The organism is Enterococcus lemanii (assembly GCF_016909125.1).
GTDB classification, from domain to species: domain Bacteria; phylum Bacillota; class Bacilli; order Lactobacillales; family Enterococcaceae; genus Enterococcus_I; species Enterococcus_I lemanii.
This window is the reverse complement of record NZ_JAFBFD010000007.1, coordinates 1-21,883: the sequence shown is the minus strand read 5'-3', so window position 1 is coordinate 21,883 and position 21,883 is coordinate 1. Positions and strand designations below refer to the sequence as shown.

13 protein-coding genes are annotated in these 21,883 nt (G+C 39.5%); 11 read left to right on the top strand and 2 right to left on the bottom strand.

From position 1 onward, the window contains the following. Window positions 1-55 precede the first annotated feature (55 nt). Window positions 56-1,987 (bottom strand): NAD(P)/FAD-dependent oxidoreductase, encoded by a 1,932-nt coding sequence (locus JOD14_RS03110; protein ID WP_204653235.1) that lies wholly within the window; start codon window positions 1,985-1,987, stop codon window positions 56-58. Window positions 1,988-2,248: 261 nt separating this feature from the next. Between JOD14_RS03110 and pplA the strand changes: the two genes are divergently transcribed. The 3 genes from pplA (at window position 2,249) to menA (ending at window position 5,388) form a co-directional block, all read left to right on the top strand. Continuing rightward, window positions 2,249-3,166 (top strand): extracellular electron transfer flavoprotein PplA, encoded by a 918-nt coding sequence (gene pplA, locus JOD14_RS03105; RefSeq protein WP_204653234.1) that lies wholly within the window; start codon window positions 2,249-2,251, stop codon window positions 3,164-3,166. A 158-nt stretch (window positions 3,167-3,324) separates the two neighbouring features. Next, the gene (locus tag JOD14_RS03100) at window positions 3,325-4,419 is read left to right on the top strand and encodes an FAD:protein FMN transferase (protein ID WP_204653233.1); all 1,095 of its coding nucleotides are present in this window, start codon (window positions 3,325-3,327) and stop codon (window positions 4,417-4,419) included. Window positions 4,420-4,431: 12 nt separating this feature from the next. Further along, window positions 4,432-5,388: a 1,4-dihydroxy-2-naphthoate polyprenyltransferase gene (gene menA, locus JOD14_RS03095; RefSeq protein WP_204653282.1), complete on the top strand. Its 957-nt coding sequence runs from the start codon at window positions 4,432-4,434 to the stop codon at window positions 5,386-5,388. An 88-nt stretch (window positions 5,389-5,476) separates the two neighbouring features. Here menA and JOD14_RS03090 read toward each other — a convergent pair whose 3' ends face one another. Next, on the bottom strand, window positions 5,477-6,436 hold the full coding sequence (locus JOD14_RS03090; protein WP_204653232.1) for a biotin--[acetyl-CoA-carboxylase] ligase: 960 nt from the start codon (window positions 6,434-6,436) through the stop codon (window positions 5,477-5,479). A gap of 427 nt (window positions 6,437-6,863) precedes the next feature. On the opposite strand from JOD14_RS03090, the gene rpoB reads away from it, so the two are divergent. From rpoB to JOD14_RS03050, 8 genes are all read left to right on the top strand, one after another. After that, window positions 6,864-10,448 (top strand): DNA-directed RNA polymerase subunit beta, encoded by a 3,585-nt coding sequence (gene rpoB, locus JOD14_RS03085; RefSeq protein WP_204653231.1) that lies wholly within the window; start codon window positions 6,864-6,866, stop codon window positions 10,446-10,448. A 109-nt stretch (window positions 10,449-10,557) separates the two neighbouring features. Next, on the top strand, window positions 10,558-14,214 hold the full coding sequence (rpoC, locus tag JOD14_RS03080; protein WP_338031663.1) for a DNA-directed RNA polymerase subunit beta': 3,657 nt from the start codon (window positions 10,558-10,560) through the stop codon (window positions 14,212-14,214). 218 nt (window positions 14,215-14,432) lie between these two features. Further along, the gene (locus JOD14_RS03075; protein ID WP_204653229.1) at window positions 14,433-15,275 is read left to right on the top strand and encodes an MBL fold metallo-hydrolase; all 843 of its coding nucleotides are present in this window, start codon (window positions 14,433-14,435) and stop codon (window positions 15,273-15,275) included. A 109-nt stretch (window positions 15,276-15,384) separates the two neighbouring features. Then, the gene (locus tag JOD14_RS03070) at window positions 15,385-16,413 is read left to right on the top strand and encodes a LacI family DNA-binding transcriptional regulator (RefSeq protein ID WP_204653228.1); all 1,029 of its coding nucleotides are present in this window, start codon (window positions 15,385-15,387) and stop codon (window positions 16,411-16,413) included. Window positions 16,414-16,555: 142 nt separating this feature from the next. Beyond that, window positions 16,556-17,803 carry an ABC transporter substrate-binding protein gene (locus JOD14_RS03065; RefSeq protein WP_204653227.1) on the top strand — a complete coding sequence of 416 codons (1,248 nt, stop codon included), beginning with the start codon at window positions 16,556-16,558 and terminating at the stop codon, window positions 17,801-17,803. A 14-nt stretch (window positions 17,804-17,817) separates the two neighbouring features. After that, window positions 17,818-18,690, top strand: a complete 873-nt coding sequence (locus JOD14_RS03060; RefSeq protein ID WP_204653226.1) for a carbohydrate ABC transporter permease — start codon at window positions 17,818-17,820, stop codon at window positions 18,688-18,690. Window positions 18,691-18,704: 14 nt separating this feature from the next. Next, window positions 18,705-19,529: a carbohydrate ABC transporter permease gene (locus JOD14_RS03055; protein WP_204653225.1), complete on the top strand. Its 825-nt coding sequence runs from the start codon at window positions 18,705-18,707 to the stop codon at window positions 19,527-19,529. A 25-nt stretch (window positions 19,530-19,554) separates the two neighbouring features. Then, on the top strand, window positions 19,555-21,738 hold the full coding sequence (locus JOD14_RS03050; RefSeq protein WP_204653224.1) for an alpha-galactosidase: 2,184 nt from the start codon (window positions 19,555-19,557) through the stop codon (window positions 21,736-21,738). The last annotated feature ends 145 nt before the right edge of the window (window positions 21,739-21,883 follow it).

Below are 21,883 nucleotides of genomic sequence, written 5' to 3'. Positions count from 1 at the left end.
TGAAACAAAAGAATTGAGCGCCTTTTGTTTCAACTTTCAATAAAATGTGACTTAACTATTTTTGACCATACATTGATTTTGGTTTACCGTACCACCAGTTGCCTAAAGTTTTTTGTAACCAAGGCACAACCCAACGGTCTAAACCAACTGCACGACCAGAACCGTTCATTAAAGCAAATGCGACTGGAATAAACCAAATATTTACCCAGAAGAACATGCCTGAAAGACAGAAGGTCACAACTAAAGCAATGGTTGTCGCACTCATTAACCAAGTAAATAAGCCCGCCATTAATGCTAAAGCAATTCCGATCTCAACAAAGACCATCATTTTTTGGAAGAACATTGCAACATCCATGTTTGGCATCATCACTTTCATAATGCTTGAGAACCAATCTGGTGCCTTATCTAAAACCGCCATTGGATTTTCGCCATAAGCATAACTTAAACCAAAATGAGCCACGGCTTCGACTGCTTCGCCTGTAGCGGCCCCACTTGCGGCAGTTGTTGCTTCAGCGGCACTAGCCCCACTTGCAGCATCGGTAACGGCTTGGTAATCCCAAGTCCAAGGGAAGACACTGTTACCCGTGAACCAAGAACCTTCACCAAACCAAGTGCCAGGTTTTAGCCACTCCCCATTACCAACAATTTTCTTAGAGGCTTCAATAAACCACACTAAACCATAAAAGACGCGTAAAGGCACACTCCACAAGACGTTTCCATAACGAGAAGAATGACCATGAGTGACGTTACGATCATCTTTAATGTGGAAAAATTCATGCATCATGTATTGGAACATATAGTAACCAGAACGAATATCAAAGAAGTATTTCAAGTTGACGATGTGTTTCATAATAATCGCTAAGAAACCACTTAAATGAATTTTGTTAAATAAGTTAGCGACACCCCATTTGGCACCAATTGAAACCATAAATCCTTGGTAATTTCCTTTAAATGGATGTTTTTCGCCACCTTTAATATCAGCCACGATGTTTGCAGCAGCTGTATGACCAGTTTGTTCCGCTGCTTGAACAATTTGTGGTGTTGGGGTATTTGGAAACTCTTCGTAAAAAACTAAGTCCCCAATAATATAAATATTTTTATCTTCGTAACCTTTTGCTTCCATGAATTCATTGGCAACTAAACGATTACCACGAGAAGCTTCTAAACCAAAGTCAGCAGCGTCGGTTGTCCCTTTCACACCGGCAGTCCAAATTAAGGTATGTGTTGGAATCGTTGAACCGTCTTTCAAGATAATGTGATCTTTTGTTACTTCAACAATTGGTGCATTTAAAACAAGATCGACGTTTTTCGCTTTTAAGTAACGTTCTGCTTTTGCGGCATCGTTACGATCAAGCATATTTAAAATCGTCGGCATTGCTTCAACGACTTTCAAGCTAATTTCGCTCGGGTCTAATTTGTAATCTTTGGCTAAACGATCTTTCCAATCAATTAACTCCCCAATCATTTCAATTCCAGTAAAACCAGAACCACAAACAACAAAAGTTAACATCGCACGACGTACTTGTGCATCAGGTTCAATCGCCGCTTTGGCAACCGTTTTTAAGATATGTTCGCGAATTCGAATCGAATCTTCAAAAGACCATAAAGTAAAGCCGTGATCTTTCACGCCTGGTGTGCCAAAATCATTTGGCTCTCCACCCATACCAAGAATTAAATAATCAAATGCATAAGAACCTTGTTTAGTCGTAACAACTTTCTTTTCTTTATCGATACTTGTGACGGTATCTGTTACAAGTTGCACGTTTTTCTTACGACAAAATAGACGTTGCAAGTCATATTGAATGGCTTCAGGCTCAACACGTCCGCCAGCTACCTCGTGTAATTCGGTCATCATTGTATGGTAAGAGTGTCGATCAATTAAAGTAATTTGGACATCGTGATCCTTTTTTAGCTTCTTAGCCAAAAACTTTGTAGCCGCCACACCAGCATAACCAGCGCCGACGACAACGATATTTTTTGTAGCCATTAAAAATCTCCCCTTGTTCTAGAATAAATTAGTTTATAAGTGCACAATCTTAATAATTATAACTTGTTTTACAGGATTTGTCTAAGCTTTTGTTTGAAACTTTCACAAAAAATCCTGAAAATAACATTTTTTGTGAAAACTTATTTTTTTAAAAGATTCTTGCTAGAAAGGATTGACATCTTAAGAAAATTCGTTAAAATGTTAAATGAATCACAAACATCTTTGTGAATAAAAATGGAAAAGTGAAAAGGGGATCTTGATATGAAAGCAAAAAAATTTTTAGTAGGATTTGCCGCATTGACATTTACAGCATTAGTTTTAGGAGCTTGCTCACCAGATAGCAAAACAGAGGGCTCATCAAGTAGCGCACCAGCTGCGTCATCATCAGAAGTCGTAGCCTCTTCAACAGAAGCAACGCCGGGTGTAGCATTACAAGATGGCACTTATACGCTAGAAGAAACAGACTACAGCAATGACTACCGCGTTGTATTCTCAATTGTTGTAAAAGATGGTAAAATTGCAGAATCAAAATATGATAACTTAAATGAAGCAGGCGAATCAAAAGTTGAAAATGCAGATTACAATAAAATGATGGTAGAAAAAGCAGGAATTGGCCCAGAAGAATTTATTCCAGCATTTAACGAAGCTTTAATCGCTGCACAAAATCCAGTAAACATTGAAGTAATTTCAGGCGCAACGCACTCATTCCGCGCTTTCCAAAACTACGCACAACAATTAATTCAAGCAGCTCAAGCAGGGAACACTGAAACAATCGTTATTAAAAACGGTGGTGAATTAAAAGACGGTACGTACACATTAGAAGAAACAAACTACAACAATGATTACCGTGTTGTCTTTTCAATTGTCGTAAAAGATGGCCAAGTCGTTGAATCAAACTACGATAACGTAAATGAAGCAGGCGAATCAAAAGTTGACAACGCGGAATACAACGAAATGATGAAAGAAAAAGCGGGTATCGCACCAGAAACGTTCATTCCAGAATTTAACAAAATCTTTGTAGAAGAAATGAAAGCAGAAGATGGCGCACCAACAAACTTAGATGTGGTTTCAGGCGCAACACATAGTTTTGATGCATTTGTTATTTATGCACAACAATTATTAAATGCTGCTCAAAACGGTGATACTGAAACAATCACAATTGACAACCCAGTCCAATAATTTATTGATTTAACAAGAGAAGTCAGACATTCATTTGTTTGACTTCTCTTTTTTACTTAAAAATTGAAACTTTATTTAAGGAAAAAAAGAGAGACTTTCTAATTTTTCAAAAAAAAGTTATGATAGAAAAAACAAATAATTATTTGAGGGATGAACAAATGAAGAAGAGAATCATATTACTCGTAGCAGTAGCAACATTAGGTTTAGGCTTGAGTGCTTGTAGTAAGAAACAAGCAACAACAAGTTCGGACCAACCTGAAATAGCAGAAGGGATGCGTAGTGACCCTTACCGCCAAGAAGAATTCTTACTAGGAACGTACACGCGTTTAAGTGTTTATAATGAAGGGAAAAAAGAAGCATTAACGCCAGCTTTTGCTAAAATGCGTGAACTAGGAGATAAAATCACAATTAATGAAAGTGGTTCTGAAATTGATGCGATTAATGAAAAAGCCGGCATTGAACCGGTCGTGGTTTCAGCAGATGTTTATGATTTAGTGAAAACCGCTAAAGAGTATAGTGTCCAATCAAAAGGGGCGTTCAATTTAGTCATCGGTGCCATTACTCAACTGTGGCGGATTGGTTTTGACGATGCAAGAAAGCCAAGTCAGGCTGAAATTGATGAAGCATTGACTAAACTTGATTACAATAAAGTCCAATTAAATGACGAAGCCAAGTCTGTTTATTTAGAAGAACCTGGGATGATTATCGATTTGGGCGCGATTGCGAAAGGTTATATTGCGGATGAAGTCGCTGATGTATTAAAAAAAGAAGGGGTTACTTCAGGGATTGTTGATTTAGGCGGCAATATTTTAGTGATTGGTCATAGCTATCGCGGGGACGACAAACCTTGGAATGTTGGGATTCAAGATCCAAATGATGCTCGTGGTACAGTAATCGGTTCGGTCGAAGTGACGGATAAAACGGTCGTTACTTCAGGAATTTATGAGCGTTACTTAGAACTCGACGGCGTAAAATACCATCATCTTTTTGATACGAAGACGGGGTATCCAGTGGATAATGATCTAGCGAGCGTCTCAGTGATTACCGAGCATTCCATGGATGGTGATGCATTGACGACCTTGATTTTTGCCAAAGGATTAGAAGAAGGCATTAAATTTGTCGAAGAGCAAGCAACAACAGGGACCCAAGCGATTTTTATTACCCATGAAGGCAAAGTTTATGTGACCAAAGGATTAAAAGAAAACTTTAAATTAAACCCAGATTCCGAGTATCAAATGGCAGAAGAGGAGTAATTGAAAAAAAGAATGAATGTAAAAGTATTTTTAGAAGTCGTTGAAATAAAAACCAAAATTGCCAGTTTATTTCCTTTTTTTATTGGCGTGGCCTTTTCGCTCACTTATTTTCAACAAGTGCAGTGGTTCAACACGTTTTTGTTTTTCGTAGGGATGTTCGTCTTTGATATGGCAACGACCGCCATCAACAACTTAATGGACTATCAAAAAGCTAAATCAAAAACATATAAATATGAAAACAATGTTATCGGGCGAGAAAATTTGTCCGCTAAAAAAGTTGGTTGGATGATTATCGGCATGATTTTATTTACTTTAATCATTGGCTTAATTTTAAGTTATCGAACGGGCTGGTTATTACTGATAATGGGGGCTCTTGTTTGTTTTATTGGTATTTTTTATACGTTTGGTCCGATTCCGCTGTCACGGATGCCTTTGGGCGAAGTCTTTAGTGGTGTCACAATGGGCTTAGGGATTTTTGCCATCGTTCTTTACATTAATACGACGGCGCAGCCAATTTATGATTTAATGCTTGATTTTAAAGCAGGCACGTTTTTATTTACCGGTCACATGTGGCAGATTTTAGCCATTTTTTTAGCGTCGTTGCCAATGGTCTTTACGATTGCTAATTTAATGCTTGCAAATAATTTGCGTGATTTAGAAACGGATATTAAAAATCATCGCTATACATTGGTTTACTATATTGGTCGTTCAAAAGGCATCCGCTTATTCCAAGGGATGATGTATAGTTGTTACGCAGTTATTTTACTGGGGTTAGCCTTTGGATTATACGCTTGGCCGATTTTAATCACCCTTTTCACCATACCAAAAATTCATCAAAATCTAAAAGAACACGAAGCAAGTCTGCCTCATCCAAGGAGTTTTGGCTATGGCATTAAAAATTTAATCTTATTTAATAGTAGTTATTTCATTGGTTTAATGCTAACTCTTTTGTGGCAACAATTTAAATAAAAAACGAGCATGCTTTGAAGTGCGCCCCCTAAGTTAGATTTTTGGTCTAACTATTGGGGATCACTTCAAAGCATGCTTGTTTTTTGATCTAGCCAATTTGACTTAAACTAATCTCGCCAGAAGAAAGTATTTTTTGCCCGTCAGCGGTTTCGACAATGAGTTCCCCTTGCGCTGAAATGGCAACTGCTTTACCGGTGTAGTCTTGTCCTTGCTGGGTAAAACGCACCACTTTGCCTAAAACAAACGACTTGCGGCGGTAATACTCTAAGTAGGATTGATCGGGTAAGCCGTCAATGAGTTCAAAAAAGTTTTGCCAAATTTTTTGAATGAGTTCGTTGCGCGTAATCGTTGGTTCTGTGTCTGAAAAAAGAGCGGTCACTTTTTCTTGTAATTCGATTGGGAAGTCCGTTTGTTTCAAGCAAAAGTTTAAACCAATGCCAATCGTTACGTAAGAAATTTGGCCCGATTCAAAGTCACTAGTTGCTTCAGATAAAATCCCACAAACTTTTTTCTGATCTAAAAAGATATCATTGACCCATTTAATACTACAGTTTTTCCCGGTCACTTCATCAATGGCCAGGGCAACAGCGACGGCTGCTAAAATGGTGTATTGCGGTAATTCAGCAAAGGATTGATTTGCCTTTAGTAAAAGCGTCATATAAATTTGACCAGGTGGCGAAAAGAAAGGACGCGCGAAACGGCCATGCCCGCCGGACTGTGTCTCTGCTAAAAAAAGGGCCGGAGTGGCGTGTTGGTCCATGGCGGCTATTTTAGCTAACTTCATCGTTGATTGGGTTTCTTTCGTAATAAAGATTTGATTGACTGGTAAATGTTCAAAACTAATTTCTTCGGCTTCTAAAAGGTTGGACTGGATAAAACGATACCCGTTGGCTAAATGTTCAATCTTGTAGCCAATTCTCTCTAATTCACGAATCGCTTTCCAAATGGCCGTACGTGAAACGTGCAGTTGTTGGGCGATGGTTTCACCAGAAAGAATGGTATTCGAGTGTTTTAACAATTGCAAAACTCTTTCTTTCGTACCCTTCAAAAAACTCACTCCCTTTTTGAAATAATCATTGCTTAAGTATAGAGTTTTTAAGAACGACAAACAAGGGGCTTTCGTCGTAAAAAAAGCGAACAGACAAAAAAACGATGAAAGATAGAAAGAGTTGAAAATGAAATGAGTTTTTGCTGAAAACACCGCGAAAAAATACTTGACGAATGAGCAGTTGATGTGTATAATAAGGAGTTGCAAAAACTATCTAAAAAAACGAGCAGGAACGAAATATTGTCCGTTCCGGCAAGCAAATAAGGAACAAAAGTAGTTACTTCCCCAGAAGGCGTCGCTATTTTTGGTTTTTTTTTGCCTAAATGCCGTAAAAAATGTTCGATGTTACACATATTTAATATTTGTAACAAAAAAGAAATAATGTCGGATAGGTTTTTAGAAAGATTTTTTAGAAGAGGTGAAGAGCTTGGCTGGACACGTAGTAAAATACGGAAAGCATCGCGAACGTAGAAGTTTCGCACGAATCAGTGAAGTATTGGAATTACCAAACTTAATTGAAATTCAAACAGACTCTTATCAATGGTTCTTAGATGAAGGCTTGCGAGAAATGTTTGAAGATGTTTTACCGATTGATGATTTTAATGGCAATTTATCGTTGGAGTTTGTCGATTATGAGTTAAAGACACCAAAGTATACAGTCGAAGAAGCGCGCGCACATGACGCCAATTATTCGGCTCCTTTACATGTAACCTTACGTTTGATGAACCGCGAAACAGGTGAATTAAAAGCCCAAGAAGTTTTCTTTGGTGATTTTCCCTTAATGACTGAACAAGGAACGTTCATTATTAATGGGGCAGAACGAGTAATCGTTTCTCAGTTAGTTCGTTCACCAGGGGTTTACTTCCATGGGAAAACCGATAAAAACGGCAAAGAAGGTTTTGGTTCAACTGTGATTCCAAACCGCGGTGCTTGGTTAGAAATGGAAACAGATGCCAAAGACATTTCTTATGTTCGAATTGACCGTACCCGTAAAATTCCATTAACGGTGCTTGTTCGTGCATTAGGTTTTGGTTCGGATGATACGATTTTTGAAATTTTTGGCGATAGTGAATCGTTACGCAATACGATTGAAAAAGATTTACATAAAAATGCCAGCGATTCTCGTACTGAAGAAGGGTTAAAAGACATTTATGAGCGTCTACGCCCAGGCGAGCCAAAAACAGCCGATAGTTCACGTAACTTATTAACGGCCCGTTTCTTTGACCCACGTCGTTATGATTTAGCCGCTGTTGGTCGTTATAAAGTCAACAAAAAATTAGATCTAAAAACACGTTTATTAAACTTAACTTTAGCTGAAACGTTAGTCGATCCAGAAACCGGCGAAATTTTAGCAGAAAAAGGGACTGTTTTAACACACCAAGTAATGGATACGTTAGCAGAAGCAATCAATAATGGCTTAAATTCTGTGACTTACTATCCAAGTGAAGATGCCGTTGTCACAGAACCAATGACGGTTCAAGTGATTAAAGTCTTCTCACCAAGAGACCCAGAACGTGAAGTGAACGTGATTGGGAATGCTTATCCAAGTGACGATGTTCGGACAGTTCGTCCAGCAGACATCATTTCATCAATGAGCTATTTCTTAAACTTAATGGAAGGTATCGGCAATGTTGATGATATCGACCACTTAGGAAACCGCCGCATCCGTTCAGTTGGTGAGTTGTTACAAAACCAATTTAGAATTGGATTGTCACGGATGGAGCGAGTTGTTCGAGAAAGAATGACCATCCAAGACAGTGAAACAATTACGCCACAACAATTAATTAATATTCGTCCAGTTGTTGCAAGTATCAAAGAATTCTTTGGTTCTTCTCAGTTGTCACAGTTCATGGATCAAACGAACCCATTAGGGGAATTGACCCACAAACGTCGTCTTTCAGCCTTAGGACCTGGTGGTTTAACGCGAGATCGTGCGGGTTATGAAGTCCGAGACGTTCACTATTCTCACTATGGCCGTATGTGTCCGATTGAAACGCCTGAAGGACCAAACATTGGGTTAATTAACTCACTGGCTTCTTATGCGAAAGTGAACCGTTATGGTTTTATCGAAACACCGTACCGTCGTGTGGATCGTGAAACTGGTCAGGTAACGAACCAAATCGATTACTTAACCGCAGATATTGAAGACCATTACGTTGTTGCCCAAGCCAATAGCTTGTTAAATGAAGATGGTACGTTTGCTGAAGAAGTCGTTATGGCCCGTTTAACGAGTGAAAACTTAGAAGTAACGATTGATAAAGTCGACTACATGGACGTTTCACCAAAACAAGTAGTCGCAGTCGCAACAGCTTGTATCCCATTCTTAGAAAACGATGACTCCAACCGTGCCCTAATGGGTGCCAACATGCAGCGTCAAGCCGTACCACTGATTAATCCAAAAGCACCATGGATTGGTACTGGAATGGAATATAAATCTGCCCATGACTCGGGTTCCGCTTTATTATGTAAGGCAGACGGAATCGTTGAATACGTGGATGCACAAGAAGTTCGCGTTCGCCGCGACAATGGGACGTTAGATGCGTATCCAGTAACGAAATTCCGCCGTTCAAACTCAGGAACCAGTTATAACCAACGCCCATTAGTTGAATTAGGTGAAGCCGTTGAAAAAGGCGATATCTTAGCCGATGGACCGTCAATGGAATGTGGCGAAATGGCTTTAGGTCAAAACGTCTTAGTTGCCTTTATGACTTGGGAAGGGTACAACTATGAAGATGCGATTATTATGAGCCGTCGTCTAGTGAAAGATGATGTGTATACTTCTGTTCATATTGAAGAATACGAATCAGAAGCACGTGACACCAAATTAGGCCCAGAAGAAATTACGCGTGAAATTCCAAACGTTGGGGAAGACGCACTGAAAAACTTAGACGAAATGGGTATTATCCGCATCGGTGCGGAAGTAAAAGACGGCGATTTGCTTGTCGGTAAAGTGACACCAAAAGGCGTGACCGAACTTTCAGCGGAAGAGCGCTTATTACATGCAATCTTTGGTGAAAAAGCTCGTGAAGTCCGCGATACTTCTTTACGTGTACCACACGGTGGAGGCGGAATCGTTCATGACGTGAAAATCTTTACGCGTGAAGCAGGCGATGAATTGTCACCAGGTGTAAATATGTTAGTTCGTGTTTACATTGTTCAAAAACGTAAAATCAATGAAGGGGATAAAATGGCCGGCCGTCACGGAAACAAAGGGGTTGTCTCTCGCATTATGCCAGAAGAAGACATGCCTTTCTTACCAGATGGCACACCAGTTGACATCATGTTAAATCCTCTAGGGGTACCTTCACGGATGAACATTGGGCAAGTATTAGAGTTACATTTAGGAATGGCTGCTCGGGCACTGGGCATTCACATTGCGACACCCGTTTTTGATGGTGCAAGCGATGAAGATGTTTGGGAGACCGTTCGTGAAGCAGGTCTTGCAAGTGACGCGAAAACGGTGCTTTATGATGGTCGTACCGGTGAACCATTTGATGGCCGTATTTCTGTCGGAGTCATGTACATGATTAAATTAGCCCACATGGTTGATGATAAATTACATGCCCGTTCAATTGGACCATACTCACTTGTCACACAACAACCGCTTGGAGGAAAAGCCCAATTTGGGGGACAACGTTTTGGTGAGATGGAAGTTTGGGCCCTTGAAGCATACGGTGCTGCTTATACTTTACAAGAAATCTTAACGTATAAATCCGATGACGTGGTCGGTCGTGTGAAAACATACGAAGCCATCGTTAAAGGTGAACCAATTCCAAAACCAGGCGTACCAGAATCTTTCCGCGTACTTGTAAAAGAATTACAATCACTTGGTTTAGATATGCGTGTTCTCGATATCGATGAACAAGAAATTGAGCTGCGTGATATGGACGATGATGACGATGATTTAATTACCGTTGACGCATTAACCAAATTTGCAGAACAACAAAAAGCGCGTGAAGCAGCTGAAAAAGCACAACAAGAAGCAGCCGCTTTAGAAGCAACCGAAGAATAAAAACGAGGAGTTAGCGGGGAAAAAAGAGAAAGAAAAACCTCTTTTTTTCCGCGTGCTCCCTTGGTTTTTTTGAATATTTAGCCATGAAATGAAATGGAGGGAACCCCTTTTGATCGATGTAAATAGATTCGAAAGCATGCAAATAGGTTTGGCTTCTCCCGAGAAAATCAGAAGCTGGTCGTATGGGGAAGTAAAAAAACCTGAGACCATTAACTATCGTACGTTAAAACCTGAACGAGAAGGGTTATTTGATGAGCGTATTTTCGGTCCGACAAAAGATTGGGAATGTGCTTGTGGAAAATACAAACGAATCCGTTATAAAGGGATTGTTTGTGACCGTTGTGGCGTAGAAGTCACTCGTTCAAAAGTTCGTCGCGAACGCATGGGACACATTGAATTAGCCGCACCAGTTTCACATATTTGGTACTTTAAAGGGATTCCATCTCGCATGGGGTTAGTTTTAGACATGAGCCCACGTGCGTTAGAAGAAATCATTTATTTTGCTTCATATGTTGTGATTGAACCGGGAAATACAAGTTTAGAAAAGAAACAATTGTTAACCGAACGTGAATACCGCGAAAAACGTGATCAATATGGTCAAGAATTTACTGCCGCAATGGGTGCCGAAGCGGTCAAACAATTGCTTGATAATGTCAATTTAGAAGGCGAAGTAGCGGAGTTAAAAGAAGAGTTAAAAACCGCTTCTGGCCAAAAACGGACACGCGCGATTCGTCGTTTAGATATTTTAGAAGCTTTCCGTGCTTCAGGTAACCAACCAGGCTGGATGGTAATGGACGTTGTTCCTGTTATTCCACCTGATTTACGCCCGATGGTACAATTAGAAGGTGGTCGTTTTGCGACTTCTGATTTAAATGACTTATACCGTCGTGTAATCAACCGTAACAACCGTTTGAAACGTTTATTAGACTTAAACGCTCCAAATATTATCGTTCAAAATGAAAAACGAATGCTCCAAGAAGCCGTTGACGCATTGATTGATAATGGTCGTCGTGGCCGTCCGGTAACAGGACCAGGTAACCGTCCATTGAAATCTCTTTCTCACATGTTGAAAGGAAAACAAGGTCGTTTCCGTCAAAACTTACTTGGAAAACGGGTTGACTATTCTGGCCGTTCGGTAATCGTTGTTGGACCATTTTTACAAATGTACCAATGTGGTTTGCCAAAAGAAATGGCGTTAGAATTATTCAAACCATTTGTGATGCACGAACTTGTAAAACGCGAAATTGCGTCAAACATTAAAAATGCAAAACGTAAAATTGAACGTCAAGAAGACGATGTTTGGGACGTTTTAGAAGATGTGATTAAAGAGCATCCCGTACTACTAAACCGAGCACCGACGCTTCATAGATTAGGAATTCAAGCGTTTGAACCAATCTTAGTCGAAGGTCGTGCGATTCGTTTACACCCATTAGTTTGTGAAGCTTATAATGCCGACTTTGATGGGGACCAAATGGCGGTGCACGTACCATTAAACGAAGAAGCCCAAGCAGAGGCACGGATGTTAATGCTAGCGGCACAAAATATCTTGAACCCGAAAGATGGTAAACCAGTTGTAACGCCATCTCAGGATATGGTTTTAGGGAACTACTATTTAACAATGGAAGAAACGGGTCGTGAAGGCGAAGGCATGATTTTCCGTGACATGGATGAAGCAGTTACAGCATGGCGTAATGGCTATGTTCACTTGCATTCACGTGTTGCTGTCGATCCTGCTCACTTAGGTGAAAAACCATTTACACCAGAGCAAAAAGAGCAATTATTATTAACAACCGTTGGTAAAATTATCTTTAACGCGATTATGCCACCAGAGTTCCCTTACTTAAACGAACCAACTGACTATAACTTAACGGTTAAAACACCGGATAAATATTTTGTTCCAGCAGGTACGAATATTCCAGAATACATTAAGACCCAAGATTTAGTCGGACCATTTAAGAAGAAAAATCTAGGAAACGTGATTGCCGAAGTCTTCAAACGTTTCAAAGTAACCGAAACATCTCGCATGCTTGACCGTATGAAAGATCTAGGGTACAAACATTCGACAATGGCAGGGATTACGGTTGGAATTGCCGATATCATGGTCTTAGAAGAAAAACATGATATTATCGAAGAAGCACATAAACAAGTGAATAGCATTACTAAACAATTCCGTCGTGGTTTAATTACGGATGATGAACGATACGAACGCGTCATTGGTGTTTGGAATAGCGCGAAAGATCAAATTCAAATTAAACTAATGGAAACATTAGATGCAAAAAATCCAATCTTCATGATGTCTGATTCTGGTGCCCGTGGTAACATCTCCAACTTTACCCAATTAGCGGGAATGCGTGGACTGATGGCGGCTCCAAGTGGGAAAATCATGGAATTACCAATCATTTCTAACTTCCGTGAAGGGTTAACCGTTTTAGAAATGTTTATCTCGACTCACGGGGCGCGTAAAGGAATGACCGATACCGCCTTGAAGACAGCCGATTCAGGATACTTAACGCGTCGTTTAGTTGACGTTGCCCAAGATGTCATCATTCGTGAAGACGATTGTGGTACCGATCGCGGATTAGACATTGCGACTATCCGTGAAGGCAATGAAATTATCGAATCTTTAGAAGAACGTTTAATTGGTCGTTATGCACGTAAATCAATTATTCACCCAGAAACAGGTGAAGTGATTGTTGCAGCCAACGATTTAATTACGGAAGATTTAGCAAAACAAACGATTAAAGCGGGCATTGAAAAAGTAACGATTCGCTCCGTCTTTACATGTAATACCAAACACGGTGTATGTAAACATTGTTATGGCCGTAACTTGGCAACTGGTAATGAAGTTGAAGTTGGTGAGGCAGTTGGAACCATCGCTGCGCAATCAATCGGAGAACCAGGTACACAGTTGACGATGCGTACGTTCCATACTGGTGGGGTTGCCGGAGACGATATCACGCAAGGTCTTCCTCGTGTTCAAGAGATCTTTGAAGCACGTAATCCAAAAGGTCAAGCAGTAATCTCTGAGGTAACAGGTGAAGTGATCGATATCACAGAAGATGCAGCGACACGCGTGAAAGAAGTAACCATTAAAGGTGAAACCGACACGAGAACTTACCAAGTACCATTTACTGCACGTATGAAAGTAGCACAAGGCGACATGATTGATCGTGGTGCACCGTTAACGGAAGGTTCAATTGAGCCAAAACACTTACTTCAAGTTTGTGACGTACTAACAGTTGAAAACTACTTATTACGTGAAGTGCAACGTGTTTACCGGATGCAAGGGGTAGAAATTGGCGATAAACATATTGAAGTAATGGTTCGTCAAATGTTACGTAAAGTTCGCATCATGGATCCAGGTGATACCGATATCTTACCAGGTACTTTAATGGATATTGCCGACTTTAAAGACCGTAACTACGAAGCGATTGTTTCTGGTCGCGTCCCAGCAACATCTCGTCCGGTTCTACTTGGAATTACGAAAGCTTCCCTTGAGACTAATAGTTTCTTATCTGCCGCTTCCTTCCAAGAAACGACACGTGTCTTAACAGATGCGGCGATTCGTGGTAAGAAAGACCACTTACTTGGCTTGAAAGAAAATGTTATCATCGGAAAAATTATTCCAGCAGGAACAGGTATGCCACGTTACCGCAACATGGAACCAAAAGAAGTAACCGTTGCAAGCGAAAATGTCTATAGTATTTCAGATATCGAAGCACAAATGGCCGCAGAAGATGCAGCAATGGAGCAAGGGAAACTATAATGAAATAACAAAAAAGGTTAGCTTTTATGGCTAATCTTTTTTTATGGTCTAAACGCTGAATAATTGCTATTTCTGAGCGGTGAATGTTTACTTAACAAGGCTTCCTTACTTGAACAGTTCTTTATTTTATAATAGATTTTCTCTTTTTTTTAAACCACTTTCAAATAAAGCGGAGAAAGCATATTCTAAAAAGTGATAAATAATGAGAGGTGATTTGAGTGAAAATAAAATATTTAGGAACGGCAACCGCTGAACGGGTCCCAGCGATTTTTTGTACATGTGAGGTTTGTGCTTTTGCAAGAAAAGAAAAAGGTAAAGAGATTCGCACGCAAATGCAAACGTGGGTCGATGATGGCCAATTACTAATTGATTTTACAGCAGATAGCTATCTACATCAGTTGCAACACCAAATCGATTTTAATCAGGTGGAACATCTACTACTCACGCATTGGCATGGCGATCATTTTTATGGGGAAGATTTAGCATTACGCATGAGTGGTTACGCGCAAAATTTACCCAATGTTTTACATGTTTACGGGAGTCCTTTTGTTAAAGAATTTTATGACCGGGCCTTTGAACTAGAAGGACGGTTTGATGAGCGTCGTTTGCTTTACCATACGCTCACACCTTACGAAGAAACAACGATTGGTTCGTATCGTGTTTGCCCAATCCCAGCGCAACATGGCCATTTTGAAGCGGACTGTCTAAGTTATGCCATTCAAAATTTGAGCGATGGCAAGTGTCTTTTTTATGGCCATGATACGGGCGTTCCTAAAGAAGCAGATCTCAGCTTTTTAGCGCAACATCATTGGCTATTTGACTGTGTATCACTTGATTGTACGGGACAAGAACGAGCAAGTAGCGATCCAGTCCATATGTCACTAAAAGAAAACCTAGCTTTGATTGCACACATGCGGCAATTAGGGCTTATCCACGATCAGACGCAGTTTATTGCGAGTCACTTTTCCCATAATGGTGGCATGAACTTTGCCCAAATGTGCACTTTAAGCGAAAAAAATGCAATAGTGACAAGTTATGATGGAATGGAAGTCGTATTTTAAAAAAGTAAACAATTCGTTTAGTAAACAAATTTTTAATAGATAAAGCTTGCTATTTCAGTATATATGTGGTTTATTTTAGTTAACAGATAAATTGAAGGTAGATGATAAAATGGCTGGTATTCGTGATGTAGCCAAAAGAGCGGGTGTTTCTATCGCAACGGTTTCGCGTGTCTTAAATGAAGACCCGACACTCTCCGTAACAGATGAGACAAGAGAGAAAATTGCAGAAGCCGTGACGCATTTTAGTTATCAAAAGAAAAGCGTACCGCAAAAGAAAACAAAAGCCACTAAAAGTGTGTTATTAATTACAACTGTCTCTGAGATCGATGAACTCGAAGATCCCTATTTTCGCGCGATTCGTCGCGGGATTCAAGTAGAAGCAGAAAAAAGAAAATTAGCAATCACTCAAACGGTGCGTTTATGTGAAGGCAAGATTAAACCAGAAGAACTTAAAAACAGTGGAGCCGTGATTATTGTCGGCCAAGTTTTGCCAAGTGTGATTGAATTTGTGATGAAATATAACTCGAATTTGATTGTGGTGGACGATCCCAATGCGACGACTTTAGTGGATGCCGTTTACACAGACTTGCAACAAGCCACTCGTGATCACTTAGAGCGCCTTTATCAAAAAGGGCATCGCAAAATTGCTTTTATCGGTGGACCGCGTGTGTTATTAGATCTCCAAGGTAAACGCTATGAATCAAATGACGATTTTCGTCAGACAGCTTATGAAGAATGGATGCAACAACATGGGTTAGCCGAAGCCGTTCAAACGTATATTGCCGGTTGGAATACATTAGATGGTATGACCGCTTGCAATGAATTGTTAGCAAACGTGGGCAAAAATTTACCGAGTGCCATTATTGTAGCGAACGACCCGATTGCAGTTGGCGTCTATCGCGCGCTTCAAAAACAAGGCATAAATATTCCAGAAGACGTTTCAATTGTGAGTTTTGATAACATTGAAGTCGCTGAGTATTTGACCCCGTCTTTAAGTACCGTTGATATTCAAACAGAAGAAATCGGGCGCATTGCGATTCGTTTAGCGAAAGAAAAGATAGAGCAAGTTCGCACGATTGCCATTCGAGTAATGGTGCCCAGTCAAGTAATTATCCGGGAAAGTGAAAAGGTAATTTAGAAAAGAGTGAACACAACTTAAGTGTTCACTCTTTTTGTTAACTTAAATATTTTAGTAAAAACTATTGACTTTATTTTGGTTAACGTTTAAGATATGTTTAGTAATAAGAAAGCGCAAACAAAATGGTTTAGGGGGAAATAATATGAAAATCTCAAAAAAATGGTTCGTTGGAGCAACAGTTTTAAGTTCACTTGTCTTAATGAGCGCGTGTGGCAGTAAAGAAGCAGACAAAGATGGTAAGACAGAAATTGAGTTTTTTAGTCAGAAAAAAGAAATGCAAAGTACTCTCCAAGAAATTATTAACGATTTTGAAAAAGAAAACCCTGAGATTAAAGTGAAGTTTACTAATGTTCCAGATGCGGGAACGGTTTTAAAAACACGGATTTCAAGTGGCGATATCCCAGATGTAATCAATGTTTTCCCACAAAATGCTGATTTTCAGGAGTGGGCGAAAAACGATATCTTCGCTGATTTAACACAAGCGGAGTACTTGAGTAATTTGTCAGAAGGGGCAGCTAATCCATATGCAATTAATGATAAAATATATTCAATCCCTTTAACAAGTAATGCTTGGGGTTTCTTCTATAATAAAACAAAATTTGCTGAATTAGGTTTAGAAGTTCCGAATACTTGGTCAGAATTTGAAGCACTCGTTCAAAACATTCAAGATAAAGAGGAAGTTCCTTTTGCATTATCTTTAACACAAGCCGATGCATGGACATTAAATGGTTATCATCAACTTGCTTGGGCAACGACGACGGGCGGATTTACCGCAGCGAATGATGCACTTGTTCGTAGTCCAAAAGGCAGCATTCAAGTTGGGAATTCTGATTTTGATCAAGTCGCCGATCAATTAGATTTACTGAATGGTACTGGACAAAAAAATGCAAATGGGGCGACTTATGATGACGCAGTAGCTGCTTTTGCCAAAGAGAAAGCATTGATTTTCCCGAATGGGATTTGGGCATTGCCAGCCGTTCAAAACCAAAACCCAACATTTGAAATTGGAATGTTTGCTTATCCGGGGCAAAAAGAAGACGAACAAATGACGGTTGGTGCAGCCGATTTAGCTTTGTCAATTGCAGAAAGTTCAAAAAATAAAGAAGCTGCCAATAAATTTGTTGCATACATGACAACAAAAGACGCAATGCAAAAGTATTATGACGTAGATGGTGCGCCGACTTCTGTAACAGCGGTGGAAACACAAGATCGTTTCCCAGAGACAGCAGGTGTGACGCAATACGTCTTTACCGATCGCCAAATTGTTTGGTTACAAAAAGATTGGACTTCAGAAGAAACATTCCACCATATGACGGTTGAATATGTAAATAATCAAGACCGAAAACAATTGGCTTCAAATTTGAACAATTTCTTTGACACGATGAAATAGTAAGGATGAGAGCAATGAAAAAAAATAGTCTTTTCAATCATTATTGGGCCTATCTTTTTGTATTAATCCCAATATTATTACAAGTAATCTTTTTCTATTTACCGATGTTGCAAGGTTTTTTCTACAGTTTAACTGACTGGACAGGACTAACGAACAATTACAATTTTGTTGGGTTAAGAAATTTTCAAGCGATTTTATCAGACCAAAAATTTATGAAATCGATTGGCTTTACGGTTATTTTTACGCTAGGATTAATTGTAGGTGAAGTGGTTTTGGGTATTGTGATTGCTCGATTTTTAAATCGCAAAATGAAAGGAGTGGGCTTTTTTAGGACAGCCTACTTCTTCCCAGCAGTTTTAAGCACGGTCACACTCGGTTTAATTTTTAAGCAGATCTTTAATTATGGCTTACCACAATTAGGGGAAAAACTTGGTTGGGGATTTTTAGAACAAAATTTAATTGCCAATGAAAAAACAGTCTTTTGGGGTGTCTTATTTGTCGCCTTATGGCAAGGGATTGCCATGCCGGTGGTTATTTTTCTAGCGGGCTTGCAAAGTATTCCAGAAGAAATTTTAGAAGCTGCTTCGATTGATGGTGCAACGAGCCAACAAAAATTTATCCATATTGAATTTCCGTATTTGTTACCGTCATTAAGTATGGTCTTTATTATGGCTTTAAAAGCAGGATTAACAGCATTTGATTTAATTTATGCCTTAACTGGCGGCGGACCAAGTGATAAAACCACGACTTTGGGTCTCCTTGTTTATAATTATGCTTTTAAGAGCAATCAATACGGCTATGCTAATGCCATTGCAGTGGTCTTGTTTATGGTCATTGCAGTTATTTCAGTCTTACAAATTCGTTTATCTAAACGGTTTGAAGTTTAGGGGAGGAAAGACAGATGAAGCAAAAAAACTCAATTTTTCATTATTTATTTTTAAGTTTAGGATTTATTCTGATTTTTATTCCACTATACTTAACGGTTATTAGTTCATTTAAAGATACCAATCAGATTACGAGCAACTTTTTTGGCTTACCCAATCCCTTTACAACGGATAATTTTCAACGACTGTTAACCGATGGGATTGGTCAATACTTTTTTAACTCAACGATTATCTCGGTTGTTTCAATCGCGTTGATCACTTTGTTTGTTCCAATGGCAGCCTTCTCGATTGCCCGCAATTTGTCAAAGAAAAAAGCGTTCGCCTTGATGTATTCTTTTTTAATCCTTGGTATTTTTGTACCCTTTCAGGTGATTATGATTCCAATTACGACGATGATGACAAAGTTAGGTTTATCAAACATTACAGGGTTAATTATTTTATACTTGGCTTATGCGATTCCGCAGACGTTATTTTTATATGTAGGGTATATTAAAACAGCAATTCCAATCGAACTGGATGAAGCAGCTGAAATTGATGGTTGTGGTAAATTTCGTATGTACTTTCAAATTGTCTTTCCATTAATGAAACCGATGCATGCGACAACGCTAATTATTAATGCCTTATGGATTTGGAACGATTTTCTTTTACCGTTACTTTTATTAAATAAAGATTCGTCCAATTGGACTTTGCCACTTTTCCAGTACAATTATCAAGGGCAATACTTTAGTGATTATGGGCCATCATTTGCTTCTTACGTGGTGGGGATTGTGGTAATCCTAATTGTATATTTAATCTTCCAAAAAAATATTATTTCAGGAATGACCAATGGTTCGGTCAAATAACAAAAATTCGAAAGCGAGTAAAAAAATGATTACTTTTGATGAAAACAAACAAGTTTTTCATTTGAAAAATGAACAAATTAGTTATTTAATTCAAATTGAAGAAGAAGGGTATTTAGCCCATCTTTATTATGGACAAGCATTGAGTGATTATTCGGGTCACTATCAGTTCTTGCGCAGTAACCGTTCTTTTTCACCCAATCCAGCTGGGGCAACGGCGCGTTCGTATTCGATTGATACGCTCATGTTGGAGTATCCAGGCTATGGTTATGGCGATTTTCGTGAACCGGCTTTTAATTTGAAATTAGCAAATGGCAGTCGCGTCACCGATTTTCGTTATGATCGTTATGAAATTCTTGCCGGCAAACCTAAATTAACAGGATTGCCAAGTACGTATGTGAAAGAGGAAAAAGAAGCAGAAACACTGCACATTTATTTAAAAGACCCGGTTGCGCAGTTAACTTTGCGTTTGTCCTATACCATTTATGCTGATTATAGTGCGATAATTCGTTCAACAAAAATCAGTAATGAAAGCACGACAACGGTTGAGGTCAATCAGCTGGCTAGTCAGTGTCTTGATTTTCCGAATCGTGCGCTAGACGTCATTCATTTAAATGGAACTTGGGCAAAAGAACGTCAAATGACGCGCGAAAAAATTGAAATTGGCACACGAGTTTTTGATAGTAAACGCGGTTCGAGCTCGCATCAACAAAACCCGTTTGTTGCATTGGTTGAACCAACGACGACCGAGTTTCAAGGGGAAGCTTATGGGATTTGTTTGGTTTATAGTGGCAACCATGAAACGGTGATTCAAAAAGATGCTTTCTTACAAACGCGTGTGGTGACAGGTATCAATTCGTTTAACTTTGGTTGGCAGCTTTTACCAGGTGCGGCGTTTGAAACGCCAGAAGTGGTGAGTGTTTATAGTGCAACCGGGCTAAACACGATGTCACAGACGTATCATGATTTGTTTAATCAACGCTTAGTTCGAGGGAAATATCAGCTACAAGAACGACCAACTTTAATCAACAACTGGGAAGCGACATACTTTAATTTCAACGACGAAAAAATTTATGGGATTGTGGACCAAGCCAAAGCGTTAGGGATTGAAATGTTTGTTTTAGATGATGGTTGGTTCGGTGTGCGTGATGATGACAATCGTTCGTTGGGGGACTGGTTTGAATATGAAGGCAAATTAGCCAAAGGGTTAGCCGGACTAGCGGACTATGTACACCAGCAAGGGATGAAATTTGGTTTATGGTTTGAACCAGAGATGATTTCGGCCAATAGTGAATTGTATCGTCAGCATCCAGAGTGGGTTTTAGCAACGCCAAATCGAGGCAAGTCGGTTAGCCGCAATCAGTATGTTCTTGATTTTTCACGTGCGGATGTCCGCGAAAATATTTACCAACAAATGACCGCCATTTTAGACCGCGTGCCGATTGATTACATTAAGTGGGACATGAACCGCAACATGACGGAAGTTTACTCGCTACTACTTGATCCAGCGATGCAAGGTGAAGTATCACACCGTTATATGTTAGGCTTATATGAATTTTTAGAAAAATTAACTCAAAATTACCCAGAAATTTTATTTGAAAGTTGCTCCGGTGGTGGTGGGCGCTTTGACGCAGGTTTCCTTCATTATATGCCACAAGCTTGGACGAGTGATAACACGGATGCCATTTCGCGTTTGAAAATCCAACATGGTACGAGCATGGTCTACCCAATTTCAAGTATTGGGGCGCACGTTTCAGCTGTACCAAATCACCAAACAAATCGTCAAACCAGTTTAGCGATACGTGGCAATGTCGCGATGTCGGGTGTCTTTGGTTATGAATTAGATTTAACCCAACTAACGGCCGATGAAAAAGCAGAAATTAAAGAACAAGTACAGTTTTACAAACAACACCGTCAACTACTGCAATTTGGCACGTTTATTCGTTTGCAAAGCCCTTATGAAAGTAACGACGTCGCTTGGATGTTTGTTTCGAAAGATCAAAAAGAAGCAATGGCCTTTTATTTTAGACCACTAGCCGATGCGGCAGCGCCTTTTGTGACGCTAAAATTAGCAGGGCTAAAAACCGATGGGATTTACCAGTGGAATGACCAACAAATAACCGGTTCAGAATTGATGCATCTAGGATTATACGTCGATGATTCTCTGCACGGAGATTACGCGACCCAACGCTTTTATTTTAAAGAAGTATAATAAGTAAAACCACCACGAAAAACGTTTTTCGTGGTGGTTTTTTGCAGATTATGGGTCTATAATATTTGGTGTTGTTACTAAGAAATTGGTAAGAACACCCTTTTTCTTTCTATAACAAAAAAGCATCTGTTTCCCTTATAATTAA

What these genes read in the sequence shown, in the direction of transcription:
- JOD14_RS03110 (WP_204653235.1), bottom strand. Translation starts at nt 1,987, where the DNA reads ATGGCTACAAAAAATATCGTTGTCGTCGGCGCTGGTTATGCTGGTGTG.
- pplA (WP_204653234.1), top strand. Translation starts at nt 2,249, where the DNA reads ATGAAAGCAAAAAAATTTTTAGTAGGATTTGCCGCATTGACATTTACA.
- JOD14_RS03100 (WP_204653233.1), top strand. Translation starts at nt 3,325, where the DNA reads ATGAAGAAGAGAATCATATTACTCGTAGCAGTAGCAACATTAGGTTTA.
- menA (WP_204653282.1), top strand. Translation starts at nt 4,432, where the DNA reads ATGAATGTAAAAGTATTTTTAGAAGTCGTTGAAATAAAAACCAAAATT.
- JOD14_RS03070 (WP_204653228.1), top strand. Translation starts at nt 15,385, where the DNA reads ATGGCTGGTATTCGTGATGTAGCCAAAAGAGCGGGTGTTTCTATCGCA.
- JOD14_RS03065 (WP_204653227.1), top strand. Translation starts at nt 16,556, where the DNA reads ATGAAAATCTCAAAAAAATGGTTCGTTGGAGCAACAGTTTTAAGTTCA.
- JOD14_RS03060 (WP_204653226.1), top strand. Translation starts at nt 17,818, where the DNA reads ATGAAAAAAAATAGTCTTTTCAATCATTATTGGGCCTATCTTTTTGTA.
- JOD14_RS03055 (WP_204653225.1), top strand. Translation starts at nt 18,705, where the DNA reads ATGAAGCAAAAAAACTCAATTTTTCATTATTTATTTTTAAGTTTAGGA.
- JOD14_RS03050 (WP_204653224.1), top strand. Translation starts at nt 19,555, where the DNA reads ATGATTACTTTTGATGAAAACAAACAAGTTTTTCATTTGAAAAATGAA.